At 70.2% G+C, this 25,544-nt stretch carries 22 protein-coding genes and 1 tRNA gene; 18 read left to right on the forward strand and 5 right to left on the reverse strand.

The genetic code is table 11. From position 1 onward, the window contains the following. The first annotated feature begins 10 nt into the window (after positions 1-10). The 7 genes from WJM95_RS11435 (at position 11) to WJM95_RS11465 (ending at position 8,561) form a co-directional block, all read left to right on the forward strand. The gene (locus tag WJM95_RS11435) at positions 11-1,171 is read left to right on the forward strand and encodes an acyl-CoA dehydrogenase family protein (protein WP_339135485.1); all 1,161 of its coding nucleotides are present in this window, start codon (positions 11-13) and stop codon (positions 1,169-1,171) included. Between the two features lie 220 nt (positions 1,172-1,391). Beyond that, on the forward strand, positions 1,392-2,441 hold the full coding sequence (locus tag WJM95_RS11440) for an ABC transporter substrate-binding protein (protein ID WP_339129488.1): 1,050 nt from the start codon (positions 1,392-1,394) through the stop codon (positions 2,439-2,441). A gap of 39 nt (positions 2,442-2,480) precedes the next feature. After that, complete coding sequence (locus WJM95_RS11445) at positions 2,481-3,347, forward strand: siderophore-interacting protein (protein WP_339129489.1); 867 nt, start codon at positions 2,481-2,483, stop codon at positions 3,345-3,347. Between the two features lie 175 nt (positions 3,348-3,522). Next, complete coding sequence (desA, locus tag WJM95_RS11450; RefSeq protein ID WP_339129490.1) at positions 3,523-4,989, forward strand: lysine decarboxylase DesA; 1,467 nt, start codon at positions 3,523-3,525, stop codon at positions 4,987-4,989. Beyond that, entirely contained in the window at positions 4,973-6,250 is a 1,278-nt protein-coding gene (locus WJM95_RS11455) for a lysine N(6)-hydroxylase/L-ornithine N(5)-oxygenase family protein (RefSeq protein WP_339129491.1), read from the forward strand. The genes desA and WJM95_RS11455 overlap by 17 nt, the downstream gene beginning before the upstream one ends. Next, a complete protein-coding gene (locus WJM95_RS11460; RefSeq protein WP_339129492.1) occupies positions 6,247-6,792 on the forward strand; it encodes a GNAT family N-acetyltransferase in 546 nt (181 codons plus the stop codon). Before WJM95_RS11455 ends, WJM95_RS11460 begins: the two co-directional genes overlap by 4 nt. Continuing rightward, a complete protein-coding gene (locus WJM95_RS11465) occupies positions 6,789-8,561 on the forward strand; it encodes an IucA/IucC family siderophore biosynthesis protein (protein WP_339129493.1) in 1,773 nt (590 codons plus the stop codon). The genes WJM95_RS11460 and WJM95_RS11465 overlap by 4 nt, the downstream gene beginning before the upstream one ends. A gap of 88 nt (positions 8,562-8,649) precedes the next feature. On the opposite strand, the gene WJM95_RS11470 is transcribed toward WJM95_RS11465, so the two are convergent. Then, complete coding sequence (locus WJM95_RS11470) at positions 8,650-10,236, reverse strand: beta-N-acetylhexosaminidase (RefSeq protein ID WP_339129494.1); 1,587 nt, start codon at positions 10,234-10,236, stop codon at positions 8,650-8,652. 101 nt (positions 10,237-10,337) lie between these two features. Between WJM95_RS11470 and WJM95_RS11475 the strand changes: the two genes are divergently transcribed. Further along, positions 10,338-11,222, forward strand: coding sequence for a DUF4429 domain-containing protein (locus WJM95_RS11475; protein ID WP_339129495.1), 885 nt, complete (start codon positions 10,338-10,340; stop codon positions 11,220-11,222). Between the two features lie 11 nt (positions 11,223-11,233). On the opposite strand, the gene WJM95_RS11480 is transcribed toward WJM95_RS11475, so the two are convergent. Continuing rightward, a complete protein-coding gene (locus tag WJM95_RS11480; RefSeq protein ID WP_339129496.1) occupies positions 11,234-12,802 on the reverse strand; it encodes a metallophosphoesterase family protein in 1,569 nt (522 codons plus the stop codon). Between the two features lie 164 nt (positions 12,803-12,966). On the opposite strand from WJM95_RS11480, the gene WJM95_RS11485 reads away from it, so the two are divergent. Both WJM95_RS11485 and glmS read left to right on the forward strand, forming a co-directional pair. Next, positions 12,967-13,224: a hypothetical protein gene (locus WJM95_RS11485; protein WP_037619090.1), complete on the forward strand. Its 258-nt coding sequence runs from the start codon at positions 12,967-12,969 to the stop codon at positions 13,222-13,224. Between the two features lie 14 nt (positions 13,225-13,238). Further along, entirely contained in the window at positions 13,239-15,056 is a 1,818-nt protein-coding gene (glmS, locus tag WJM95_RS11490; protein WP_339129497.1) for a glutamine--fructose-6-phosphate transaminase (isomerizing), read from the forward strand. Positions 15,057-15,175: 119 nt separating this feature from the next. Here glmS and WJM95_RS11495 read toward each other — a convergent pair whose 3' ends face one another. Continuing rightward, entirely contained in the window at positions 15,176-15,739 is a 564-nt protein-coding gene (locus tag WJM95_RS11495; RefSeq protein ID WP_339129498.1) for a GPR1/FUN34/YaaH family transporter, read from the reverse strand. A 166-nt stretch (positions 15,740-15,905) separates the two neighbouring features. Next, the gene (locus WJM95_RS11500) at positions 15,906-16,433 is read right to left on the reverse strand and encodes a universal stress protein (RefSeq protein WP_037619095.1); all 528 of its coding nucleotides are present in this window, start codon (positions 16,431-16,433) and stop codon (positions 15,906-15,908) included. Between the two features lie 625 nt (positions 16,434-17,058). On the opposite strand from WJM95_RS11500, the gene WJM95_RS11505 reads away from it, so the two are divergent. The 5 genes from WJM95_RS11505 (at position 17,059) to WJM95_RS11525 (ending at position 20,560) form a co-directional block, all read left to right on the forward strand. After that, on the forward strand, positions 17,059-17,433 hold the full coding sequence (locus tag WJM95_RS11505) for a hypothetical protein (RefSeq protein ID WP_339135487.1): 375 nt from the start codon (positions 17,059-17,061) through the stop codon (positions 17,431-17,433). Positions 17,434-17,808: 375 nt separating this feature from the next. Further along, positions 17,809-19,050, forward strand: a complete 1,242-nt coding sequence (locus WJM95_RS11510) for a helix-turn-helix domain-containing protein (RefSeq protein WP_339129499.1) — start codon at positions 17,809-17,811, stop codon at positions 19,048-19,050. A gap of 137 nt (positions 19,051-19,187) precedes the next feature. Next, positions 19,188-19,790, forward strand: a complete 603-nt coding sequence (gene orn / locus WJM95_RS11515) for an oligoribonuclease (protein WP_339129500.1) — start codon at positions 19,188-19,190, stop codon at positions 19,788-19,790. A 109-nt stretch (positions 19,791-19,899) separates the two neighbouring features. Then, a tRNA-His gene (locus tag WJM95_RS11520) sits at positions 19,900-19,972 on the forward strand. A gap of 81 nt (positions 19,973-20,053) precedes the next feature. After that, on the forward strand, positions 20,054-20,560 hold the full coding sequence (locus WJM95_RS11525; protein WP_339129501.1) for a GNAT family N-acetyltransferase: 507 nt from the start codon (positions 20,054-20,056) through the stop codon (positions 20,558-20,560). 217 nt (positions 20,561-20,777) lie between these two features. Here the strand turns inward: WJM95_RS11525 and WJM95_RS11530 are convergent, their stop codons facing one another. Beyond that, positions 20,778-21,833 (reverse strand): LacI family DNA-binding transcriptional regulator, encoded by a 1,056-nt coding sequence (locus WJM95_RS11530; protein ID WP_339129502.1) that lies wholly within the window; start codon positions 21,831-21,833, stop codon positions 20,778-20,780. 388 nt (positions 21,834-22,221) lie between these two features. On the opposite strand from WJM95_RS11530, the gene WJM95_RS11535 reads away from it, so the two are divergent. The 3 genes from WJM95_RS11535 to WJM95_RS11545 are packed head-to-tail and all read left to right on the forward strand — an operon-like array spanning position 22,222 to position 25,474. Further along, on the forward strand, positions 22,222-23,541 hold the full coding sequence (locus WJM95_RS11535; protein WP_339129503.1) for an ABC transporter substrate-binding protein: 1,320 nt from the start codon (positions 22,222-22,224) through the stop codon (positions 23,539-23,541). Further along, positions 23,538-24,566 (forward strand): sugar ABC transporter permease, encoded by a 1,029-nt coding sequence (locus tag WJM95_RS11540; RefSeq protein ID WP_339129504.1) that lies wholly within the window; start codon positions 23,538-23,540, stop codon positions 24,564-24,566. The genes WJM95_RS11535 and WJM95_RS11540 overlap by 4 nt, the downstream gene beginning before the upstream one ends. Beyond that, entirely contained in the window at positions 24,563-25,474 is a 912-nt protein-coding gene (locus tag WJM95_RS11545) for a carbohydrate ABC transporter permease (protein ID WP_339129505.1), read from the forward strand. Before WJM95_RS11540 ends, WJM95_RS11545 begins: the two co-directional genes overlap by 4 nt. Positions 25,475-25,544: the final 70 nt, after the last annotated feature.

Below are 25,544 nucleotides of genomic sequence, written 5' to 3' on the forward strand. Positions count from 1 at the left end.
CAGCATGTCCCTGGACCACCGTCTCTCCCCCGAGCTCGAAGAACTCCGCCGTACGGTGGAGGAGTTCGCGCACGACGTCGTGGCGCCGAAGATCGGCGACTTCTACGAGCGGCACGAGTTCCCGTACGAGATCGTGCGGGAGATGGGCCGCATGGGCCTGTTCGGGCTGCCGTTCCCCGAGGAGTACGGCGGCATGGGCGGCGACTACCTCGCCCTCGGCATCGCGCTGGAGGAGCTGGCCCGGGTCGACTCGTCCGTGGCCATCACCCTGGAGGCGGGCGTCTCGCTGGGCGCCATGCCGATCCATCTGTTCGGCACCGAGGAGCAGAAGCGGGAGTGGCTCCCGCGGCTGTGCTCGGGCGAGATCCTGGGCGCGTTCGGCCTGACCGAGCCGGACGGCGGCTCGGACGCGGGCGCGACCCGCACGACGGCCCGCCTCGACCCCGAGACGGACGAGTGGGTCATCAACGGCAGCAAGTGCTTCATCACCAACTCCGGCACGGACATCACCGGCCTGGTGACGGTCACCGCGGTCACCGGCCGCAAGCCCGACGGCAAGCCGCTGATCTCGGCGATCATCGTGCCCTCCGGCACCCCCGGGTTCACGGTCGCGGCCCCGTACTCGAAGGTCGGCTGGAACGCCTCCGACACCCGTGAGCTGTCCTTCGCGGACGTGCGCGTCCCCGCGGCCAACCTGCTCGGCCAGGAGGGCCGGGGCTACGCGCAGTTCCTGCGCATCCTGGACGAGGGCCGCATCGCCATCGCGGCGCTGGCCACGGGTCTGGCGCAGGGCTGTGTCGACGAGTCGGTCAAGTACGCCAAGGAGCGGCACGCGTTCGGACGGCCGATCGGCGCCAACCAGGCGATCCAGTTCAAGATCGCCGACATGGAGATGAAGGCGCACATGGCCCGGGTGGGCTGGCGCGACGCCGCGTCCCGTCTGGTCGCGGGCGAGCCCTTCAAGAAGGAGGCGGCGGTCGCCAAGCTGTACTCCTCCACGATCGCCGTCGACAACGCCCGTGACGCCACCCAGGTCCACGGCGGCTACGGCTTCATGAACGAGTACCCGGTCGCCCGCATGTGGCGCGACTCGAAGATCCTGGAGATCGGCGAGGGCACGAGCGAGGTCCAGCGCATGCTGATCGCCCGCGAGCTGGGGCTCACGGGCTGAGCCTCGCGCACGACACGCAGAACCGCGGCCACCGGCCGGGCACCCGCCCGCCGGTGGCCGCGGCACGTCCCGCGCCTCCGTGAGGGCCAACTCCCGGGACGGGCAACCGAGTCGGGCTCTCGCGGGACCCGCCCTCTGGACAAGTGGTGAGGTTAGGCTAACCTACCTTCGAACTCGTCCGGCGGGTATCTGCCGCCCCGTGCCGAAAGCAGCCACACTCATGCCCAACGCCCGTGCCACCCACCTCACCCGTCGCGGCGTCCTCGCCGCGGGCGGCGCCCTCGGCCTCGGCGCCGTCCTCGCTGCGTGCGGCGACGACAACGACGCGAAGAGCGGTGGCTCGGACGCGACGAAGGCCGCCGCGAAGTCCGGCCCCTGGACGTTCAAGGACGACCGCGGCACGACCGTGAAGCTGGACAAGAAGCCGGCGAACATCGTCGCCTTCACGGGTGTCGCCGCCGCCCTGTTCGACTACGGCGTCGAGGTCAAGGGCGTGTTCGGCCCGACGAAGACCAAGGACGGCAAGCCCGACGTCCAGGCCGGCGACATGGACATCAGCAAGCTGACGATCCTCGGCAACGAGTGGGGCCAGTTCAACATCGAGAAGTACGCGGGCCTGGCCCCCGACGTCCTCGTCTCGACGATGTTCGACACCGCCGGCACCCTCTGGTACGTCCCCGAGGAGTCCAAGGACAAGATCCTCAAGCTGGCCCCGAGCGTCGGCGTCTCCGTCTACGACGTCCAGATGCCGCAGCCGCTCCAGCGCATGCTCGCACTGGCCGAGTCCCTCGGCGCCGACGTGAAGTCCGCGAAGATCACCGAGGCGAAGAAGAAGTTCGAGACGGCCGCCGAGCGGCTGCGCAAGGCCGCCAAGGCCCGCCCCGAGATCAAGGTGCTCGCCGGCAGCGCCAGCCAGGACATCTTCTACGTCTCCGGCTCGAACCTCTCCATCGACCTGGAGTACTTCAAGGCGCTCGGCGTGAACATCGTCGAGCCCTCCGCCAAGGCCCTGAAGGCCAGCGGCGGCTGGTTCGAGAACCTGAGCTGGGAGAACGTCGACAAGTACCCGGCCGACATCATCATCATGGACGACCGCACCTCGACCATCCAGCCGGCCGACATCACCGAGGCCACCTGGAAGAAGCTGCCCGCCGTCAAGGCCGGCCAGGTCATCGCCCGGACGCCCGAGCCGATCCTGTCGTACGACAAGTGCGCCCCGATCCTCGACCGGCTCGCCGAGGCCATCGAGAACGCGAAGAAGGTCGCCTGACCACCCCCGTGACCGCCTGACGCCACTTCAGGAGCACTCATGACGACGGCCGTGGCCGCCCCGTTCCGCTTCTTCTCCCTCAGGGTCGTGCGGACGAGGCGGCTCGGTCCGTCTCTGGTCCGGGTGACCTTCGCGGGGCCCGACCTGCGCGCCTTCCACTCGCACGGGCGCGACCAGTCCCTCTCCCTGTTCCTGCCGCACCCCGGCCAGAGCGAACCCGCCGTGCCCTTCGAACTCGGCGACGCGTGGTGGCAGGGCTGGCGCGAACTGCCGGACGACGTACGGGCGGTGATGCGCTCGTACACCCTGCGCGCGCTGCGCCGGGACCCCGACGAGATCGACATCGACTTCGCGCTGCACGGCACGGAGCCGGACGCGGCCTCCCCCGCGGGGCCCGCCTCGCGCTGGGCGTCCGCGGCCCGGCCCGGCGACCGTGTCGTACTGCTCGGACCGGCCGTCGAGGACAACCGCGCCATCCGCTTCCGGCCGCCCGCGGACACCGACCTCGTCCTCCTGTGGGGCGACGAGACGGCCGTCCCCGCGGCCTCCGCCGTCCTCGAGTCGCTGCCCGCCGGTCTGCGCGTCCGGGCCTGGCTGGAGGTCCATCACGCCGCCGACATCCAGGACCTGGTGACCGCGGCCGACGCCGAGATCACCTGGCTCGTGCGGGACGAGCGATCCGAGGCGAACCCTCCGGGCACTCCCCTGGCCCTCGAAGCGCTGAGGGCCGCCCGGCTCCCGGCCCACGAGGCGCCGTACGCCTGGATCGCGGGCGAGTCCGGCTGCGTGAAGGAGCTGCGCCGCCATCTCGTGCGCGACCGGGGCATCGACCGCCGCCGGGTCACCTTCGTGGGCTACTGGCGGCGCGGACTGAGCGAGGAACAACTCCGGGAGCGCGGCGAGTAGTTCGCGAAGACCTGACGCGGCCTCGGGACATCCTCCGGACCGGGCCGCACGACGGAAGGCACAGGTGGGGCGGGGTCGCAGCTCGACTTAGGTTAGGCTAACCTAAGTTGAACGTCGCGACTTCGCCCCTTCTCCTGTCCCGCTCGGACTCTCCCCCCGCACGGAGGACCCTCACATGCGCTCGCACCTGCTCAACGACACCACCGCGGACCGGTATCGCCGCTCCGTGACCGAAGGCGTCGAGCGGGTGGCGGCCAGACTCGCCACCACCGACCGCCCGTTCACGGGTGTCACGGTCGACGACCTCGCTCCCCGCATCGAGCGGATCGACCTCGACAAGCCCCTGCACGACACCACGGCCGTTCTCGACGAGCTGGAAGAGGTCTATCTCCAGGACGCGATCTACTTCCACCACCCCCGCTATCTCGCCCACCTCAACTGCCCGGTCGTCATCCCCGCCGTGCTCGGCGAGGCCGTCCTGTCCGCCGTCAACTCCTCGCTCGACACCTGGGACCAGTCGGCGGGCGGCACCCTCATCGAGCGCAGGCTCATCGACTGGACCAACGAGCGGATCGGCCTCGGCCCGGCCGCCGACGGCGTGTTCACCAGCGGCGGCAGCCAGTCCAACCTCCAGGCCCTGCTGCTGGCCCGCGAGGAGGCGAAGCCCGGCGGACGGCAGGGGGAGGCGGCGGAGGGACTCGGCAGACTGCGCGTCTTCGCCTCCGAGGTCAGCCACTTCAGCGTCAAGAAGTCGGCCAAACTCCTCGGCCTCGCCCCCGACGCCGTCGTGACGATCCCCGTCGACCACGACAAGCGCATGCAGACGGTGGCCCTCGCCCACGAACTGGAGCGCTGCCGGCAGGACGGCCTCGTCCCCATGGCCGTCGTCGCCACCGCGGGAACCACCGACTTCGGCTCCATCGACCCGCTGCCCGAGATCGCCGCGCTCTGCTCCCAGTTCGGGGTCTGGATGCACGTCGACGCCGCCTACGGCTGCGGACTGCTCGCCTCGCTGAAGAACCGGGACCGGATCGAGGGCATCGAGCGGGCCGACTCCGTCACCGTCGACTACCACAAGTCCTTCTTCCAGCCCGTGAGTTCATCGGCCGTGCTGGTCCGGGACGCCGCGACCCTGCGCCACGCCACCTACCACGCGGAGTACCTCAACCCGCGCCGCATGGTCACCGAGCGCATCCCCAACCAGGTCGACAAGTCCCTCCAGACCACGCGCCGCTTCGACGCCCTCAAGCTGTGGATGACGCTGCGCACCATGGGCGCCGACGGCATCGGCGAACTCTTCGACGAGGTCTGCGAACTGGCCGTCGAGGGCTGGAAACTGCTCGCCGCCGACCCGCGCTTCGACGTCGTCGTGCAGCCCTCGCTCTCCACCCTCGTCTACCGCTACATCCCGGCCGCCGTCACCGACCCGGCCGAGATCGACCGCGCCAACCTCTACGCCCGCAAGGCCCTGTTCGCCTCCGGCGACGCCGTCGTCGCGGGCACCAAGGTCGGCGGACGCCACTACCTGAAGTTCACCCTGCTCAACCCCGAGACCACCAAGGACGACATCGCCGCCGTCCTCGACCTGATCGCTGGCCACGCCGAGCAGTACCTGGGAGAGTCCCTTGACCGCGCTTGCTGAATCCACGGGCACCACCTACGACTTCGTGGGCATCGGGCTCGGGCCCTTCAACCTCGGCCTCGCCTGCCTGACCGAGCCGATCGCCGAACTCAGCGGTGTCTTCCTGGAGTCGAAGCCCCACTTCGAGTGGCACTCCGGCATGTTCCTGGACGGGGCACACCTCCAGACCCCGTTCATGTCGGACCTGGTCACCCTCGCCGACCCCACGTCCCCGTACTCCTTCCTCAACTACCTGAAGGAATCGGGCCGTCTGTACGCGTTCTACATCCGCGAGAACTTCTACCCGCTGCGGGTCGAGTACGACGACTACTGCCGCTGGGCCGCCGGCAAGCTGAGCAGCGTCCGCTTCGGGACCACGGTCACGGAGGTGACGTACGAGGACGAGCTGTACGTCGTGCGCACCGGCGCGGGCGAGGTGTTCCGGGCCCGGCGCCTGGTCCTCGGCACCGGCACCTCCCCGCACGTCCCCGACGCCTGCGCGGGGCTCGGCGGCGACTACATCCACAACTCCCGCTACATGCAGCACAAGCGGGAGCTCCAGGCCAAGGACTCGATCACCCTGGTCGGCAGCGGCCAGTCGGCCGCCGAGATCTTCCACGACCTCCTCGCCGAGATCGACGTCCACGGCTACCGGCTGAACTGGGTGACCCGCTCACCGCGCTTCTTCCCCCTCGAATACACCAAGCTCACCCTGGAGATGACCTCCCCGGAGTACATCGACTACTTCCACGCGCTGCCCGAGGCGACCCGCTACCGCCTCCAGTCGGAGCAGAAGGGCCTGTTCAAGGGCATCGACGGGGAGCTGATCGACGCGATCTTCGACCTGCTCTACCAGAAGAACCTCGGCGGTCCGGTCCCCGCCCGGCTGCTGACCAACTCCTCGCTGGAGAGCGCCCGTCACGACCAGGGCACGTACACCCTGGGCCTGCGCCAGCAGGAGCAGGGCAAGGACTACGAACTGCGCTCGACGGGCCTGGTCCTGGCCACCGGCTACCGCTACGCCGAGCCCGCGTTCCTCGCACCGGTCCGCGACCGGCTCCGCTACGACACCCAGGGCAACTTCGACGTGGCCCGCAACTACGCCATCGACGTCACGGGCGGCGGCATCTTCCTCCAGAACGCGGGCGTCCACACCCACTCGATCACCTCACCGGACCTCGGCATGGGTCCGTACCGCAACGCGTCCATCATCCGCGAGCTGCTCGGCACCGAGTACTACCCGGTCGAGAAGACCATCGCGTTCCAGGAGTTCTCCGTATGACCCTCAAGACCGCCCTCGGCACCTTCGCCGTCCGCCCCCTCGACCCCGTCGGGGACGCCCCGCTGCTGCACCGGTGGGTGACGCATCCCAAGGCCGCGTTCTGGATGATGCAGGGGGCGAGACTGCACGACGTGGAGCGTGAGTACATGGCCATCGCGGCCAGTGAGCACCACGAGGCCCTTCTCGGGCTCCTGGACGGCGAGCCCGTCTTCCTGATGGAGCGCTACGACCCCCGGTACGTCGAACTCGTGGGCCTGTACGAGCCGGAGCCGGGCGATGTCGGCATGCACTTCCTGGTCGCGCCGAGCGACACTCCCGTGCACGGCTTCACCCGGGCCGTGATCACCGCGGTGATGGAGGAGCTCTTCGCCGATCCGGCCGTGCGCCGGGTCGTCGTCGAGCCCGACGTGGCCAACACGGCCGTGCACGCCCTCAACGAGGCCGTCGGCTTCGTGCCCGTGCGGGAGATCCAGAAGCCCGAGAAGAAGGCGCTGCTGAGCTTCTGCACCCGGGAGATGTTCGAGAAGGCGGTGGCCGCGTGAACCCCGTCGAGACCACCGACCATCTCTCCCCCGAGCGCTGGGCCGTCGCCAACCGGCTCCTGCTGCGCAAGGCGCTCGCCGAGTTCGCCCACGAGCGGCTGATCACCCCGCGCGAACTGCCGGACGGCCGTTACGAGGTCACCGGCGACGACGGGCTGACGGGCTACCGCTTCACCGCGACCCGGCACCTGCTCGACCACTGGCAGGTGTCCGCGGAGTCCATCACCCGCCACCGTGACGGCACGGAACTCCCGTTGTCCGCACTGGACTTCTTCATCGAGCTGAAGGAGTCGCTCGGCCTGAGCGACGAGATCCTGCCCGTCTATCTGGAGGAGATCTCCTCGACCCTGGCGAGCACCTGCTACAAGCTCGCCAAGCCCAAGGTCACGGCCCGCGAACTCGCCGGCGCCGGGTTCCAGGCCGTCGAGACCGGGATGACCGAGGGGCACCCCTGCTTCGTCGCCAACAACGGGCGGCTCGGCTTCGGCGTGCACGAGTACCTGTCGTACGCCCCGGAGACCGCGGCCCCGGTCCGGCTGATGTGGCTGGCCGCGCACCGCTCACGGGCCGCGTTCACCGCGGGCGTCGGGATCGACTACGAGTCCTTCGTGCGGGACGAGCTGGGTGCCGGGACGGTCGAACGGTTCGACGCGGTCCTGCGCGAGCAGGGCCTCGACCCCGGGGACTACCTCCTGATACCCGTCCACCCCTGGCAGTGGTGGAACAAGCTCTCCGTGACGTTCGCCGCCGAGATCGCCCAGCGGCGCCTGGTCTGTCTCGGCGAGGGCGACGACGAGTACCTGGCCCAGCAGTCCATCCGGACGTTCTTCAACACCAGCAGCCCGCACAAGCACTATGTGAAGACGGCGCTGAGCGTCCTCAACATGGGCTTCATGCGCGGTCTGTCCGCCGCCTACATGGAGGCGACCCCGGCCATCAACGACTGGCTGGCCCAGCTCGTCGAGAACGACCCGGTGCTCAAGTCCACCGGCCTGTCGGTCATCCGCGAGCGGGCGGCCGTCGGCTACCGGCATCTGGAGTACGAGGCGGCCACCGACCGCTACTCCCCGTACCGCAAGATGCTGGCCGCCCTGTGGCGCGAGAGCCCGGTCCCCGCGCTGCGGGACGGCGAGTCCCTGGCGACGATGGCCTCCCTCGTCCATGTCGACCACGAGGGCGCCTCGTTCACCGGCGCGCTGATCGAGCGGTCGGGCCTGACGCCGGTGGAGTGGCTGCGCCGCTATCTGCACGCCTACCTCACCCCGCTCCTGCACAGCTTCTACGCCTACGACCTGGCCTACATGCCGCACGGCGAGAACGTCATCCTGGTCCTGAAGGACGGGGCGGTGCAGCGGGCGGTCTACAAGGACATCGCCGAGGAGATCGTGGTGATGGACCCGCAGGCGGTGCTGCCGCCCGCGGTCGAGCGGATCCGGGTCGACGTCCCCGAGGACACGAAGCTGCTGTCGGTCTTCACGGACGTCTTCGACTGCTTCTTCCGGTTCCTCGCGGCCCAGCTGGCCGAGGAGGGGATCCTGGGCGAGGACGACTTCTGGCGGACGGTCGCCGGGTCGGTGCGCGCCTACCAGGAGGCGACACCCGAACTGGAGGACAGGTTCCGGCAGTACGACCTGTTCGCGCCCGAGTTCGCGCTGTCCTGCCTCAACCGGCTCCAGCTGCGCGACAACCGGCAGATGGTCGACCTGGCGGATCCCTCGGGAGCCCTTCAGCTGGTCGGCACCCTGAAGAACCCGCTCGCCGGGTTCTAGGCGGCGGGCTCCGCCAAGGAGCCCCCAGGACGGGCGGGCGCCCCGGAGACGGTCCTCCGGGGCGCCCGTCGGCCTTCCGCCCGACGCGCTAGCGCGCGGGCCAGGGGACCTGGGGCGAGCGGTAGTACGCGATGCCGAGAGCGTCCCAGCGGGGCGCCTGGGCGGCGAGCCGCACCTTGTACGTGTCCCAGTCGTGCGTCGAGGCCGGGGACCAGCCGAGCTCGGCGGCCCCGGGCAGCCTCGGGAAGGCCATGACGTCGATGTCGGCGGAGGTCACGATCGTCTCCGTCCACAGCGGCGCCTCGACGCCCTTGACGGCCGAGGCCGGCACACCGGGAAGGTAGCCGCCCGGGTCCCAGTCGTAGGCACGCCGCACCTCCACGAGACCGGCCCAGTCCTGGCCGAGCGGGGTGTCGGCGGTGTACTTCATGTCGAGGTAGAGCCGGTCCGCGGGCGACAGCACGAGCCCGGTCCCGTTCCGCGCGGCCGCGGCGACCTGCGCCTTCTCCTCGGCACTGGTGTCGTCGAGCCCCCAGTACTGCGCGATGGCGCCCTTGGCCGGGGTGGCCCCGGTCAGCTGGTGCCAGCCCATCACCTTCTTGCCGTACTTCGCGACGATCGGCTGGACCTTGTCCATGAAGGCGACGTAGTCGGCGTGGCTGGTGGAGTGCGCCTCGTCGCCGCCGATGTGGAGGTACGGGCCGGGGGTGAGCGCGGCCAGCTCGCGGATCACGTCGTCCACGAAGGCGTACGTCAGCGGCTTGCCGACGCACAGCGAGCTGAAACCGACATCGGTGCCGGTGTAGAGCGGCGGCGCGGTCCCGTCGCAGTTCAGATCCGCGTACGAGGACAGGGCCGCGTTGGTGTGCCCCGGCATGTCGATCTCCGGGACGACCTCCAGATAGCGCGAGGCGGCGTACCGGACGATCGCGCGGTAGTCGGCCTCGGTGTAGAAGCCGCCCTGGCCGCCGCCGACCTCGGTGGAGCCGCCGTGGGCCGCCAGCCTCGGCCAGGAGCCGACGGCGATGCGCCAGCCCTGGTCGTCGCTCAGGTGCAGATGCAGCTTGTTGACCTTGTACAGGGCCAGTTCGTCGATGTAACGCTTCACCTGGGCGACGGTGAAGAAGTGCCGGGAGACGTCGAGCATGGCGCCGCGGTAGGCGTAGCGCGGGGTGTCCGCGATGGTCCCGCCGGCGATCAGCCAGGGGCCGCGCTGGACGGACCTCTTCTCGACGGCGGCGGGCAGCAGCTGACGCAGGGTCTGCACACCGTGGAAGAGGCCCGCGGGCCGGCCGGCCGTGATGGTGACGCCCGAGGCCCCGCTGTGGAGGCGGTAGCCCTCCTCGCCCAGTCCCTTGCCGCCGAGCCGGAGCCGGATCGCTCCGGAGCCGTGCGAGGTGACGGGCAGCCGGTAGCCGGTGGAGGGCCGCAGGATCTCCGCGAGGTAGGCGCCGACCGCGCGGACCTCGGGCGAGTCCTCGACGCGGATGCCGGTGCCGGGGGTGATGCGGTACGGGGCTCCGCCGGGGTCGACGGAGGCGGGGGCGGGGACGACCCGGCCCAGCGGAGCGGCGGTCGCCCTCCCCTGCGGTGCCGCGCCGACGAGGGAGATGCCGGCCGCCGCCACGAGCAGCAGCGTGCCGAGAAGGCGGGGCGTTCTGTGGTGCTGTCTCACATGCGCTCCCTTCCGGTCAGGGCGTCCGGCGGTTGCGTCCGACGGATACGCCTGATTGGTCGAGACCACTCTGCCGCACCCGCGGTGGAACAATCCTCCCCATGGCGGAAATCATCCAGCGGGACGGCACGTGGATCTTCGACGGGGACACGCTGCGGCTGACCCCCGGGCGGGACAAGAACGTCAGCCTGTTGCGTCGGACGCTGGGTGAACTCACCGTGCCGCTGGGCGCGTTGGCGGGCGTCTCGCTGGAGCAGGGCAGGAAGGCCGGGCGGCTCAGACTGCGGCTGCGCGACGGCGCCGACCCACTGCTCCAGGCGACCGGCGGAAAGCTCGCGGAGCCGAACGACCCGTACCAGCTCGCCGTGGAGGCCGACCGGCTCGGCGTCGCCGAGTACTTCGTGGACGAGGTCCGCGGGGCGCTGCTCCTCGACGAGGTCTCCTCGGGCCCGGTGGACGGCTATCTGCTGCCCGGCCCCGCGGTGCCGCTGTCGGCGTCGGCGGGGGACGGCACGGCGAGCTTCGACGGCGACCGCGTACGGCTGGAGTGGAACTGGAAGACGGAGGACGCGAAGTCGGCGTCGGGTGCCAGGACCCTCGCCCTCGGTGACATCACGGGCGTGGAGTGGCGGCCCGCGGCCGGTCTGGAGAACGGCTGTCTCCGCTTCACCGTGCGCGGCGGCGACACGAAGGCGCCGCCGAAGTACGACCCCAACTCCGTTGAGCTGTGGGGCTTCAAGAGGGATCCGCTGATGGCGCTGGTCGCGGCGGCCGTGCAGGCGAGGCTGCCGCATCCGGCCGCGCCCGGCGGGACGCGGCCCGACGAGCTGCCCGCCGGTGAGGCGGCGGCCGCCGCGCCGGGTCCCGAGGCCGACCACGACGCCCTCCTGCGCAGGCTGCGCGAACTGGGCGAGCTGCACAAGGAGGGCGTCCTGACGGACGAGGAGTTCGCCCTGGCCAAACAGGCGGTCCTCAAACGCCTTTAGACCGGGCGGGGTTACCTGGCCCGGCGGGCGATCGTGAAGCGGTCGACCTCCGCACCGGTCTCGGCGATGCCGCGGACCGTCAGCGTGGCCAGGCGTCCCTTCGGGGCGGGCTGGACGTCGACGCGCAGGAACGAGTAGTTCAGGTAGCGCACGCGCGACCAGGTGACGGTCTCGTTCTGCTTGCCGTCCTTGAGGTTGACGAAGGAGGCGACGGACTCGACCTCGTTCTCCTTGCCCTCGTAGGACTCCGGGGCGGTGAACGCGTAGAGGCTGCGGCCGGCCGCGCCCGCGGTCACGTACACGACACCCTCGGTCTCGGTGTACGCCGTGCCGCCGATCGGCAGCTTCTTGGTGACCGCGTTGCCCTTGATGACGTCCGTGCGCTCGTACTGGTGGTTGTGGCCGTTGATCACCAGGTCGACGTTGTACTTCTCGAACAGCGGCACCCACTCCTGTCGCACGCCCCCCTCCGAGGCGTGCGCCGTGGAGGTGCAGTACGCGCAGTGGTGGAAGAAGATCACCACGAAGTCGATGTCCTTCGAGGCCCGGTACTTCTTGAGCTGCGTCTCCAGCCACTTGGTCTGGGTGCCGCCGGAGATGCCGAGGTTGGCCGGGATCTCGAAGGAGATGTCGTTGGCGTCGAGCGAGATGATCGCCGTGTTGCCGTGGACGAAGGAGTAGACGCCGGGCAGGTTGGCCTTGTCGGGGCCGTTGTCCGGAAGCGTCCAGCGGGCCTCCTCGCCGCCGTAGCCGTTGGGCGAGTACCAGGCCTCCATGTCGTGGTTGCCGTACGCCGGCATCCACGGCACCTGCTTGGCGACCGTCTCGGTCTGGGCGAGGAACTGGTCCCAGATGCGCGAGTCGAAGCCGGTGTCGGCGGTCTTGCCCTGGCCCGCCGGGTCGGCGTACGCGATGTCGCCCGCGTGCAGGTGGAAGGACGGGTTCTGGGCGAGCAGCAGGGCGTCGTTGGCGAGGCCGTGGTAGCCGACGCCCTCGTCGCCGAAGGCGGTGAAGGTGAAGGGCTCGGCGTGCGCGGGCGCGGTGGTGAAGGTGCCGAGTGTGCCGAGCAGGCGGGGCTCGGCCGGGTCGAAGCCGGCGTGGCCGACGCCGTAGTAGTAGGTCCTGCCGGGGCGCAGGTGGGTGAGCTTGGCGTGCAGGTAGTACTGGGTGTGGTCGCCGCTCGCGCCCACGCCGGCCGGGGTGTACAGGGTGCGCACCTCGGCCTCGATCTTGCGCGAGAGGTCCCAGGGGTGGGCGCCGATGCGGATGTAGGGCTTGCCGACCGCGGTCGGCACCTGCCACGAGACGGTCATCTCGGTGCGCGGGTCGTTGCCGAAGGCGAGGTGGCGGCCGAAGGGGGCGACGAGCGCGCCGTCGACCTTCTCGGCGGAGACCGGGGCGGCCGTCCGCTGTGCCGGCGCGGCGGCCTGTGCGACGCCGGGCACGAAGGCCCCGCCCGCGACGGCGCCGATGGTCACGGCGCCGCCTCTGATCATGTTGCGCCGCGAGAATCTGGCGCGAAGGTACTCATGCTGCTCGGCCATGGTCATCTTCTCGGCGAGCTGCTCGGGTACGCCCATGCGTGGAGTGTCCATGGACCCAAAAGTTGCTCTGGGCGATCGACGCGACGCAAGACGCAGTATGGACAGCCTGTAAACAGCGGCCCATAAGAGTTTCAACACCCCCTTGCCCGATATCGGGCAGGATTCTTGCGAATCGTCTTGGCGTGCTCCAGGATCGACGAGTGCACGACGAACTCGTTGATCATTTGACGCGGTCGACCCCTCTGAACAGGGGCGAGGCGCTGCGGGTGGTCCAGGACGTTCTCGCCTACTTCGACGAGACCGCCCAGGAGTTCGTCCGCCGCCGCCACCGCGAGCTCCAGGCCCAGGGCCTGGTGAACGCGTCGATCTTCGAGCGGATCGAGGCGGACCTGAAATATCGCGCGGTCGCGCCGCCGGAGCTCACGCTCAGGCAGCTGCGGCGCATCGTTTACGGCTGAGGGAAATCACCTGTATGTGTGGAATCGTCGGATACATCGGCAGGCGTGATGTGACCCCGCTGCTCCTCGAAGGCCTTCAGCGCCTGGAGTACCGCGGCTACGACTCGGCGGGCATAGTCGTGACCTCGCCCAAGTCGGCCGGCCTGAAGATGGTCAAGGCGAAGGGCCGCGTGCGCGACCTGGAGGCGAAGGTCCCCAAGCGTTTCGCCGGCACCACCGGCATCGCCCACACCCGCTGGGCCACGCACGGCGCCCCCTCCGACGTGAACGCGCACCCCCACATGTCGGCCGACAACAAGGTCGCGGTCGTCCACAACGGCATCATCGACAACGCCTCCGACCTGCGCAAGAAGCTCGAGGCCGACGGTGTCGAGTTCCTCTCGGAGACCGACACCGAGGTGCTGACCCACCTGGTGGCCCGTTCCCAGCACGAGAAGCTGGAGGACAAGGTCCGCGAGGCGGTGCGGGTCATAGAGGGCACCTACGGCATCGCGGTGATGCACGCCGACTTCCCCGACCGCATCGTGGTGGCCCGCAACGGCTCCCCCGTCGTGCTCGGTATCGGCGAGAAGGAGATGTTCGTCGCCTCGGACATCGCCGCCCTCGTCACCCACACCCGCCAGATAGTCACGCTGGACGACGGCGAGATGGCCACGCTCAAGGCCGACGACTTCCGGACGTACACCACCGAGGGCACCCGGACGACGTCCGAGCCGACCACCGTCGAGTGGGAGGCCGCGTCGTACGACATGGGCGGCCACGACACGTACATGCACAAGGAGATCCACGAGCAGGTCGAGGCCGTGGACCGCGTGCTGCGCGGCCGCATCGACGACCGGTTCTCGACCGTCCACCTCGGCGGCCTGAACCTGGACGCCCGTGACGCGCGTGCCGTGCGCCGCGTGAAGATCCTCGGCTGCGGCACCTCGTACCACGCGGGCATGATCGGCGCCCAGATGATCGAGGAGCTGGCCCGTATCCCCGCGGACGCCGAGCCGGCCTCCGAGTTCCGCTACCGCAACGCGGTCGTCGACCCCGACACCCTGTACATCGCGGTCTCCCAGTCCGGTGAGACCTACGACGTGCTGGCCGCCGTGCAGGAGCTCAAGCGCAAGGGCGCGAGGGTCCTCGGCGTGGTCAACGTCGTCGGCTCCGCCATCGCCCGCGAGGCGGACGGCGGCATGTACGTGCACGCCGGCCCCGAGGTCTGCGTCGTCTCGACGAAGTGCTTCACCAACACCACCGTCGCCTTCGCGCTCCTTGCCCTGCACCTCGGCCGCACCCGCGACCTGTCGGTCCGCGACGGCAAGCGGATCATCGAGGGCCTGCGCAGGCTGCCCGCCCAGATCGCCGAGATCCTGGAGCAGGAGGACGAGATCAAGAAGCTGGCCGAGCAGTACGCCGAGGCCCGCTCGATGCTCTTCATCGGCCGTGTCCGGGGCTACCCGGTGGCCCGTGAGGCCTCCCTGAAGCTCAAGGAGGTCTCGTACATCCACGCCGAGGCGTACCCGGCCTCCGAGCTCAAGCACGGTCCGCTGGCGCTCATCGAGCCGGCGCTGCCCACCGTGGCGATCGTCCCCGACGACGACCTGCTGGAGAAGAACCGCGCCGCCCTGGAGGAGATCAAGGCCCGCAGCGGCCAGATCCTCGCGGTCGCGCACCGGCACCAGGAGAAGGCCGACCAGACGATCGTCGTCCCGAAGAACGAGGACGAGCTGGACCCGATCCTCATGGGCATCCCGCTCCAGCTCCTCGCGTACCACACGGCGCTGGCGCTCGGCCGGGACATCGACAAGCCGCGCAACCTCGCCAAGTCGGTCACCGTCGAGTAGTCACCACCGAAGTACCCGGCCGGCGGCCGGACATGAACGGTCCCCGTGCGCACCACCCGCGCACGGGGATCGTTCTTTCGAGGGGCCGGGGCCGCCCAATACCCCGGCCCGCGCCGAGGTCAGCCGGTGGCCGTCACCCCCCGGCCGGCGGCGCGTCGCGGAAGCGCGGTGGGCCAGTGGGCGAGGGCCGCGGTCGCCGCGTACCAGGCGACTGCGCCGGCCGCGACGGCGAACCAGCCGCCGGCCTTGCCCAGGCCGCCGCTGTCCGCGAAGCGGCCGACGGCGAGAAGCAGCAGGGAGACGAAGAACAGTCCGTAGGCGCCCTGGCCGAGGGTGTCCCCGCCCGCGAGGGCGAGCGAGAGCACGACGAGTGCGAAGAGCAGCAGGAAGAGTCCCGCCGCGTTGTCGGAGACCTGGCTCCCGGCCGAGACGGCCCAGGTGAACCAGAGGGCGCCGAGTCCGGTGAAGGCCGTTCCGTTGGCCGTGTCACGGTCGCGGAAGGCGAGCAGACCGGCGACGAAGAGGGCTACGCCGCCTACGTAATGGGCCAGTGACACGGCGTCAGCCGCCGTCACCCCGTCGATCAGGCCGGTGTACCCGAGGCCGAAAGCCAGCAGGGTCACACCCAGCGCGAGTCTTCCTACGATCGTGGTGGTGCTTCCCGCAGAGACGTCGTTGTCCACGGCGGGCTCCCTTCATGCCTGTGCAGTTGTGCTGCGCCGTACCGGTCGCCGCGTAGGACCGGCGTCCGGATATATGCCCTTCACAAAGGCACAAACACCTCTACGCGTCAGTAGGTTCACTCACCGCACGGAGGGTGCCCGAGGGTCGCCCGGGACGGACGGGGCGTCAGGGAATGACGATGACAGGGCGCTTGGCGCGCTTGGCGAGCCGTCCCGCGACCGAGCCGAAGATGCGCCCGACGATGCCGTGCGTGGAGCCCACGACTATCGCGTCCGCCTCGTACTCCCGGCCCACTTCCTCGAGTTCGTGGCAGATGTCGCCGCCGCGCTCGACGAGGATCCAGGGCACCTCGGAGAGGTACTCGGCGCAGGCGAGTTCAAGGCCCAGCACCTCGGTGCGGTGGTCGGGGACGTCGACGAAGACGGGCGGCTCGCAGCCCGCCCACACCGTGGTGGGCAGCCGGTTCGCGACATGGACGATGATCAGGCCGGAGCCCGAGCGGTGGGCCATGCCGATCGCGTAGGCGAGGGCGCGCTCGCTGGACGTCGAGCCGTCGAAACCGACGACGACGCCGTGCTTGAAGGCGGGATCGCAGGAGTGGCGGGGTTCTTCCGCCGCCAGGGGCTCGGCCGCCGTGGGATCGGCGAGCGGGCGCTTGCGGTCCGCGGGATCGAAGAATTCGTGACCGGCCATGGGTGTCTCGGCGTTTGGATCCTCGTGGTGGGGACGACAACGAACGGCAGAGCTGTGTCTGGGAAACATCTTCCCAACCCCATACCCCCAAGGGTACGGCGGCACGCCTCCTCTGCCCAGATCCCGCGCGCCTTACGCGGCATTCCAGGGAGCATGCACGAGAGGGCGCCCGTAACGCAATGGTTGCTGCCCCGTACAGGCGGTTTGCGCAAGGCTCCGCGTGAATTTGCAGCGGCTCCCGGGAACGGGGACTTCCGCCGCCCGGCGGGACCGTGCGGCCCCCTTCACGGACGGGCGCTCCACCGGCCGGGCAGTGACCGGCGGGTCGAACACGCGTTGAACCGGTGGCGGTCGCCCCCGCACCGGGCGCGCCGTGGAGAACACACGCCGTGGAGAGCACGCAGACCACCGGAGCATCAGGGAGCAGCACGTGTCCGGACCCGACACTGCCCCCCGCTCCTTCGCCCCTCCGGCCCCCGCCGTCCCACCGGCCCGCCGCGCTCCCGGCTCCCGGCCCGCCGGACCCCACGGCGCGCCCCCCGGATCACCCCCGGGATCGCGATCGGGAACACGCTCCGCCCCGCGCGCCCCGGCGCCGCCCGCGAAGGACACCGTGACCGACGTCATGCGCTGGGCCGCCTTCAGCTGCGTCCTGGTCCCGTCGGTCCTCCTCTGGTACGGCGATTCGCTCGCCGGCGCGGCCGGTACGGCCCTTGGACTCGGGGCCCTGAGCGGGGTCTGCGCGATCCTGCTGCGGCGGTGCGAGCGGGGGTCGGCACACCCGGCCGGCGGGCGCCGGGACACGGCGCGCAGGCCCGCGCCCCGGCATGCCCCGCGGCAGCGCGGACGGCATGGCAGGACGGGCCCGGGGAACACGGGGAACCCCAGGGCCGGGGGGCGCGCGGACGGAGCCGTGCCGGGGGCCGGCCCATGGGGCGCGAGCGGCACGGGAGTTCACCGAGGCGCACGTCACAGTGCGGGAATCAAGCGGGTCGACTGACCGGTTTGCGCGTACAGCTACGCTTCTTTTCAGCCAACTTCCGGTAGTGGCGCATCCCTTGCTCGAACGACCCCCCAACCCCCGTTCGACCTGCACCTAAAGGGGTACGGCGGGCGATCGCACCCTACGTGGATTGGCCACCGCCACAAGGCGCACTTCCCTGCGGCGCCCACGAGTGCAACGCTTCGTGATCGAATGCTTCACGCCAAGTTGCCATGTCGACATTCTGCGGAGTACCGAACTGGTCACCTTGGCGCCACGGGACACAGTAGATTCGATCTTGTCTTACGGCGGGGGAACTCGTGCAGGACCGAGGGGAAACGTGCAGGAGCGACACGACCGAGGAGCCGCGACCACCGAGGGGGGCTTAGCAGGATGAGCCACGACTCCACTGCCGCGCCGGAAACCGCGGCCCGGAAGCTGTCCGGGCGACGCCGCAAGGAGATCGTCGCGGTGCTGCTGTTCAGCGGCGGCCCCATTTTCGAGAGTTCCATACCGCTGTCGGTGTTCGGGATTGACCGCCAGGACGCCGGCGTGCCGCGCTACCGCCTTTTGGTGTGTGCCGGCGAGGAAGGCCCGCTGCGGACCACAGGGGGCCTGGAACTCACAGCACCACATGGCCTGGAAGCGATCTCCAGGGCAGGCACGGTCGTCGTGCCCGCCTGGCGGTCGATCACCTCGCCACCACCGGAGGAGGCGCTCGACGCACTGCGCCGCGCCCACGAGGAAGGCGCCCGCATAGTCGGGCTGTGCACCGGCGCCTTCGTGCTCGCCGCGGCCGGCTTACTGGACGGCCGTCCGGCGACCACCCACTGGATGTACGCCCCGACGCTGGCCAAGCGCTATCCGTCGGTGCACGTCGATCCGCGTGAGCTCTTCGTGGACGACGGCGACGTACTGACATCGGCGGGTACGGCGGCCGGAATCGATCTCTGCCTGCACATCGTGCGGACGGACCACGGCAACGAGGCGGCCGGCGCGCTCGCCCGGCGTCTGGTGGTCCCGCCGCGGCGCAGCGGAGGCCAGGAGCGCTATCTCGACCGGTCGCTGCCGGAGGAGATCGGCGCCGACCCCCTCGCGGAGGTCGTCGCCTGGGCGCTGGAGCATCTCCACGAGCAGTTCGACGTCGAGACGCTGGCGGCTCGCGCCTACATGAGCCGCCGCACCTTCGACCGCCGGTTCCGCTCGCTCACCGGAAGCGCTCCGCTCCAGTGGCTGATCACGCAGCGCGTGCTTCAGGCGCAGCGGCTCCTGGAGACGTCCGACTACTCGGTGGACGAGGTCGCGGGCCGCTGCGGCTTCCGGTCGCCGGTCGCGCTGCGGGGCCACTTCCGGCGGCAGCTGGGTTCGTCCCCGGCTGCCTACCGGGCGGCGTACCGCGCCCGCAGGCCGCAGACCGAACGGTCCGCGGATCCGGACGGCCCGTCGGGCCCGCTCGGACCGCCGCCGTCACTGCACCAGGAGCACTCGGGCCCGGTCCCGATGCAGACCCGCCGCACGGCGGCGGCCGGCGCCCTGGGCGCTGCGGCGTCGCTCTCCGCGGAGGCGATGCGGGAACGGGCGGAGCTGTACGCGGCCGGCAGGCCGAGCCTGCCCGGACAGCGCAGCGCGCCGTAGCGGGGCGCGGAAGAACGCGGGGCCCGCACCTTCGGGTGCGGGCCTCTTCGCATGCGGGCCCGGCCCGGCGCGATCCGCCGCCCCGGCGGGACGCACGGGCGGGTCCACCGGAGGGGGCGGGCCGTAGGGTGAGACACATGAACGATCGCATGGTGTGGATCGACTGCGAGATGACCGGACTCTCGCTGTCGGATGACGCGCTCATCGAAGTGGCCGCGCTGGTCACCGACTCTGAGCTGAACGTGCTCGGCGAAGGGGTGGACATCGTGATCCGCCCGCCGGACGCCGCCCTGGAGACGATGCCGGACGTGGTGCGCCAGATGCACACGGCCTCCGGCCTGCTGGAGGAGCTCGCCGGGGGGACGACCCTGGCGGACGCCGAGGAGCAGGTCCTCTCCTATGTACGTGAGCACGTCAAGGAGCCGGGCAAGGCCCCGCTCTGCGGGAACTCCGTCGGTACGGACCGCGGCTTCCTGCTGCGCGACATGTCGACGCTGGAGAGCTACCTGCACTACCGGATCGTGGACGTCTCCTCCGTGAAGGAGCTGGCCCGCCGCTGGTATCCCCGGGCGTACTTCAACAGCCCGGAGAAGAACGGCAACCACCGCGCGCTGGCCGACATCCGCGAGTCCATCGCCGAGCTCCGCTACTACCGCGAGGCGATCTTCGTCCCGCAGCCGGGCCCCGACTCGGACACCGCCCGCACCATCGCGGCCAGGCACGTCCTGCCCGTCGAATAGGCCTTTGACGGGGCCCTGCTGGGCCCCGGAAAAAGGTGTGCGCGAGCACCCCTCAGAACCCTGTACACTTTTTCTCGGCCGGTCAGGGAAACCCCGAAGACCGGACATGGTGGGTGTAGCTCAGTTGGTAGAGCACCTGGTTGTGGTCCAGGTGGCCGCGGGTTCAAGTCCCGTCACTCACCCTGAGTGATCAGCCGGTGACCTGGTGAACAGGTCACCGGCTGATTGCGTTCCCGGGCCCGTCGGCCCGTACGCTCCCCCTCGTGTCGCACGCCACCGAACCTTCCGCCACCTCCCGGCTCGAACTCCTCCCGCTGCGCGTCGCGCATGCCGAGGAGATGGCCGGCGTGCTGTCCGACCCGGCGCTGCACGTGTTCATCGGCGGGGCGCCGGACACCCCCGAGGCACTGCGGGCCCGCTACGCGCGCCTGGCCGCGGGCTCACCCGACCCCGGCGTCCTGTGGTGCAACTGGGTGCTGCGGGAACGTACGACGGGATCCCTCGTGGGGACGGTCCAGGCGACCGTCTCGGCCGGGACCGCGGAGGTCGCCTGGGTCGTGGGCACGCCCTGGCAGGGCCGGGGGTACGCGACGGAGGCCGCGAGGTGGCTCGTGGCGCACGTGATCGAGGCGTTCGGCGTCGGCACGGTCGTGGCCCATGTGCACCCCGGCCACCACGCGTCGGCCGCCGTCGCCGCGGCGGCGGGACTCACCGCGACCGACGAACTCCACGACGGCGAGATCCGCTGGGAACTGACCCCCCACCACTGACCCACCGACCGGACCCCGCCCCCGGCCGACACGCCGGTGCGCCACCCCGACCCGACGAGGTCACGGCCGGGCAGGACGCCGCGGCCCCGGCCGACCCGACAACGGACCCGCCGGACAGGACCCGGCGGGCAGGACATCACGAACCCGGCCGACACACCCACGGCCCCGCCGGACCGGGCCCGGTCCGGTGAGACCCCGGGGAGCGGGCCCGTCGGGCTCAGGACGAGGCTCGTACCACCAGTTCCGCGGGCAGCACCAGCTGGCGCTTCTCCAGGCCCCGGGAGGCCGCGGGACGGCGGTCCGCGATCTCGCCGAGGAGGAGGTCGATCATCGCCCGGCCCATCTCCTCGATGGGCTGGCGGACGCTGGTCAGGGGCGGGTCCATGTGACGGGCTATCGCGGAGTCGTCGTAGCCGATGAGCGCCACGTCGTCCGGGATGCGCCGGCCGCTCTCGCGCAGCACCTGGCGGGCACCCGCCGCCATCACGTCGGAACCGGCGAACACCGCGTCGATGTCGGGGAAGCGCTCGAGGAGCAGGGTCATGGCACGCCGGCCCCCCTCCTCGGTGAAGTCGCCCGGGACGATCAGCCGTTCGTCCACCTCGCGGCCCGCGTCCCGCAGGCCCTGGCGATAGCCGTCGACGCGCCGCTGGGCGCCGTAGACGTCCATACGGCCGGCGAGGTGGCCGATTCTGCCGCGCCCCCGCGAGACGAGGTGCTCCACGGCCGCGCGCCCGCCGCCGTAGTTGTCCGAGTCCACCGACGGAAGCGTCTCCTCGGCGGAGCGCCGACCGCTGATCACGGCCGGGATCTCCAGCTGGGAGAGCAGATCGGGGAGCGGGTCGTCGGCGTGCACCGAGACGAGCAGGACCCCGTCCACGCGATGGGCCGCCAGATACTGGGCCAGGCGCTGCCGCTCCCGGTCGCTGCCCGCGAATATCAGCAGCAACTGCATCTCGGTCTCGGAGAGTTCGGCACCGACACCGCGCAGCATGTCCGAGAAGTACGGTTCCGCGAAGAAGCGGGTCTCCGGTTCGGGGACGACCAGGGCGATCGCGTCCGTGCGGTTCGCCGCGAGGGCGCGGGCCGCCGTGTTCGGGACGTATCCGAGCTCCGCGACCGCCGCCTCGACCGCGGCCCGGGTCGCGTCGCTGACCCTGGGGGATCCGTTGATCACCCGGGAGACCGTGCCGCGGCCCACTCCCGCGCGCGCGGCCACCTCTTCGAGGGTCGGCCGCCCACCGCTGCGGCCCCGCGCTCCGTGGACTGCCATGGCCTCCGCCTCCCGTTGACACCAAGTTGGCCTGGAATCTAACAGCCCCGATCGGCGGGGCTCGCGCCGCTGGGCCGCGGCCGGGTGGCCGTCACCGTGCCGGCGGCTCCCCTTCGGGCGCCCGGCGGACCGTGAGACGCTTCCGGCCATGTGGCGGAATGACATCTTCAGCTAACAGGCCGATAACTGAACGCATCTCTCCGCTCCCCCGCCCTTGACACCCCCGCCCGAACCAGCGACTCTTCAACACATCACTGGTGGGAGCGCTCCCACAGTACCTGACACATACACAACCCGCACGTTCCCCGCCCGAGCCGCAGCGAGAAACAACGGGCGCCACCAATGCAGTTGGCCGGGGGGTCGGCACGTCAGGCAACAGGAGGACGCAATGCGTACGAGTACCCGCCGGTCCCGCAGACTGGCGGCCATAGCGGCCGTCGCAGCGATGACCGCAGGGCTGCTGGCCGGCTGCTCCAAGGACTCGAACGACGGCACGTCGGACTCGAACGGCGGTGGCGGCGGCAAGACGCAGCTGACCATCGGCACGTTCGGTGTCTTCGGCTACAAGCAGGCCGGTCTCTACGACGAGTACATGAAGCTGCACCCGAACATCTCGATCAAGGAGAACGTCACCACTCGTACCGACGTCTACTGGCCCAAGACGCTCACGCGTCTCCAGGCCGGCTCCGGCACCGACGACATCCAGGCGATCGAGGTCGGCAACATCACCGAGGCCGTCCAGACCCAGGCCGACAAGTTCGTCGACCTCGGCAAGGACGTCGACAAGTCGCAGTGGCTTCCCTGGAAGACCGCCCAGGGCACCACGAAGGACGGCAAGACGATCGCGCTCGGCACCGACATCGGCCCGATGGCGATCTGCTACCGCAAGGACCTGTTCGCGAAGGCCGGTCTGGAGACGGACCGCACCAAGCTCGCCGCGCAGTGGAAGGGCGACTGGGCCAAATACGTCGCCGTCGGCAAGGACTACATGAAGAAGGCGCCCAGCGGCACCAAGTTCGTGGACTCCGCCTCCTCGGTGTACAACGCGGCCCTCGGTGGCGAGAGCCAGCGGTACTACGACAAGGACGGCAACGTCATCTGGGACAAGTCCACGGGTGTCAAGAAGTCCTGGAACGCCGCCATGGAGGTGGCGACCAGCAACATGTCGGCGAAGCTCAAGCAGTTCGACCCGACGTGGGACCAGGGCTTCGCCAAGGGCTCGTTCGCGACCGTGGCCTGTCCCGCGTGGATGATCGGCTACATCGAGCAGAAGTCCGGTGACTCGGGCAAGGGCAAGTGGGACGTGGCGGCGGCGCCGACCGCGGCCAACTGGGGCGGTTCGTTCATCGGCGTGCCGACGGCGGGCAAGCACCAGAAGGAGGCCGTCGCCCTGGCCAAGTGGCTGACCGCGCCCGAGCAGCAGGCGAAGGTCTTCGCCAAGCAGGCCAGCTTCCCGTCGACCCCGTCGGCGTACGCGAACCTGACGCCGGCCGCCGACACCACGGCCTACTTCTCCAACGCGCCGATCACCCAGATCTTCGGCGACTCGGCGAAGACCATCCCGGTCCAGTACTTCGGTACCAAGGACCAGCCGATCGGCACCGCGATCACGGACGTCGGCATCCTCCAGGTCGAGCAGAAGGGCAAGACCCCGGCCCAGGGCTGGGACGCGGCAAAGGCTGAGATCAAGGACGTGCTCGGCCAGTGACCAGCCCCAAGCAGGCTCTCGCGCAACCCGCGACGAGCGCCGACGCCGCGCCCGGCTCACAGCCGGGCGCGGCCCGGGGCGCTCAGGGACGCGGTAGGCCCGCGCAGGACCCGGGTTCCTGGCGCAGCCGGCTGTACCGCTGGGACATGAAGGCGTCGCCGTACGCATTCATCGCCCCCTTCTTCATCATCTTCGGAGCCTTCGGGCTCTTCCCCCTGCTCTACACGGCCTGGTACTCGCTGCACAATGTGCAGCTCTCCGGGCTCGACCACCAGACCTGGGCGGGTCTGGACAACTACAAGAACCTGCTGTCCTCGGAGTTCTTCTGGAACGCCCTGGAGAACACGTTCAGCATCGGCGTCATCTCCACGGTGCCGCAGCTGCTCATGGCCCTCGGGATCGCCCACCTGCTCAACTACCGGCTGCGCGGCTCGACCGTGTGGCGGGTCGTGATGCTCACCCCGTACGCCACCTCGGTGGCCGCGGCGACGCTGGTCTTCACGCTGCTGTACTCGTGGGACGGCGGCATGGTCAACTGGCTGCTGCACTTCGTCGGGGTCCACCCGATCAACTGGCGCGAGTCCGACTGGGGTTCGCAGTTCGCCGTCTCCTCCATCGTGATCTGGCGGTGGACCGGCTACAACGCGCTGATCTACCTCGCCGCGATGCAGGCGATCCCCACGGACCTGTACGAGTCGGCCGCGCTCGACGGTGCCGGCCGCTGGCAGCAGTTCCGCCACGTGACGATCCCCATGCTGCGGCCGACGATCCTGTTCACCGTGGTCGTGTCCACGATCGGCGCGACCCAGCTGTTCGGTGAACCGCTCCTGTTCGGCGGCGTCAGCGGATCGAAGGGCGGCTCCGCGCACCAGTACCAGACGCTCGGCCTCTACATGTACGACCAGGGCTGGGGCATCGGCAACCTCGGCAAGGCCTCGGCGATCGCATGGACGATGTTCCTCATCCTGCTGATCATCGCCGCGATCAACCTGCTGATCACCCGACGGCTGAGGAAATCCCAATGACCACGACTGAACTGACCGTCACGCCGGAGGACGCCAAGCCGGTTCCGGACAAGCGCGAGCCCGGACGCCGCCGGGTGCTCGGCGCGGGCAAGCAGCTGCACGCGGGTCCGGTCACCTATGTCGTCCTGACCGTCTTCGCACTGGTCTCGCTCGCTCCGCTGGTCTGGACGGCCATCGCCGCCTCGCGCAACAACACGCGGCTGGCGCAGTCACCGCCGCCCCTGTGGTTCGGCGGGAACCTGTTCTCGAACCTCCAGGCCGCGTGGGACCAGGCCGGGCTCGGCACCGCGATGGTCAACTCCACGATCGTCGCCGGGACCATCACCCTCGGCACGGTCGTGTTCTCCACGCTCGCCGGGTTCGCCTTCGCCAAGCTGCGGTTCAGGTTCTCCGGACTCCTGCTGCTGCTCACCATCGGCACGATGATGATTCCGCCGCAGCTGGCCGTCGTACCGCTGTACCTGTGGATGAGCAACCTGGGGTGGTCCAACCAGCTCCAGACGGTCATCCTGCCCACCCTGGTGAGCGCCTTCGGCACGTTCTTCATGCGCCAGTACCTGGTGCAGGCACTGCCCTCCGAGCTGATCGAGGCGGCGCGGGTGGACGGGGCGAACAGTCTGCGCGTGGTCTGGCACGTCGTCTTCCCGGCGGCGCGCCCGGCGATGGCGGTGCTCGGCCTGCTGACGTTCGTGATGGCCTGGAACGACTTCCTGTGGCCGATCATCGCGCTGAACCAGCAGGAGCCGACCGTGCAGGTCGCCCTCAACTCGCTGGGCACCGGCTACATCCCCGACCAGGCCGTCATCATGGCGGGCGCGCTGCTCGGCACGCTGCCGCTGCTCATCGCCTTCCTCCTGTTCGGCAAGCAGATCGTGGGCGGGATCATGCAGGGCGCGATCAAGGGCTGACCGCCCCCTCGGGGGCCGGGCCAGCGCCGCCTCGGCCCCTCAGTGCCGCCTCTTCACGTGACCACCTCCA

Origin of the sequence: Streptomyces sp. f51 (assembly GCF_037940415.1) — a bacterium.
Classification (GTDB): domain Bacteria; phylum Actinomycetota; class Actinomycetes; order Streptomycetales; family Streptomycetaceae; genus Streptomyces.

Coding starts and splice junctions, on each gene's coding strand:
- WJM95_RS11440 (WP_339129488.1), top strand. CDS start 1,392: ATGCCCAACGCCCGTGCCACCCACCTCACCCGTCGCGGCGTCCTCGCC.
- WJM95_RS11445 (WP_339129489.1), top strand. CDS start 2,481: ATGACGACGGCCGTGGCCGCCCCGTTCCGCTTCTTCTCCCTCAGGGTC.
- desA (WP_339129490.1), top strand. CDS start 3,523: ATGCGCTCGCACCTGCTCAACGACACCACCGCGGACCGGTATCGCCGC.
- WJM95_RS11460 (WP_339129492.1), top strand. CDS start 6,247: ATGACCCTCAAGACCGCCCTCGGCACCTTCGCCGTCCGCCCCCTCGAC.
- WJM95_RS11475 (WP_339129495.1), top strand. CDS start 10,338: ATGGCGGAAATCATCCAGCGGGACGGCACGTGGATCTTCGACGGGGAC.
- WJM95_RS11480 (WP_339129496.1), bottom strand. CDS start 12,802: ATGGGCGTACCCGAGCAGCTCGCCGAGAAGATGACCATGGCCGAGCAG.
- glmS (WP_339129497.1), top strand. CDS start 13,239: ATGTGTGGAATCGTCGGATACATCGGCAGGCGTGATGTGACCCCGCTG.
- WJM95_RS11500 (WP_037619095.1), bottom strand. CDS start 16,433: ATGGCCGGTCACGAATTCTTCGATCCCGCGGACCGCAAGCGCCCGCTC.
- WJM95_RS11505 (WP_339135487.1), top strand. CDS start 17,059: ATGCGCTGGGCCGCCTTCAGCTGCGTCCTGGTCCCGTCGGTCCTCCTC.
- WJM95_RS11510 (WP_339129499.1), top strand. CDS start 17,809: ATGAGCCACGACTCCACTGCCGCGCCGGAAACCGCGGCCCGGAAGCTG.
- orn (WP_339129500.1), top strand. CDS start 19,188: ATGAACGATCGCATGGTGTGGATCGACTGCGAGATGACCGGACTCTCG.
- WJM95_RS11530 (WP_339129502.1), bottom strand. CDS start 21,833: ATGGCAGTCCACGGAGCGCGGGGCCGCAGCGGTGGGCGGCCGACCCTC.
- WJM95_RS11535 (WP_339129503.1), top strand. CDS start 22,222: ATGCGTACGAGTACCCGCCGGTCCCGCAGACTGGCGGCCATAGCGGCC.
- WJM95_RS11545 (WP_339129505.1), top strand. CDS start 24,563: ATGACCACGACTGAACTGACCGTCACGCCGGAGGACGCCAAGCCGGTT.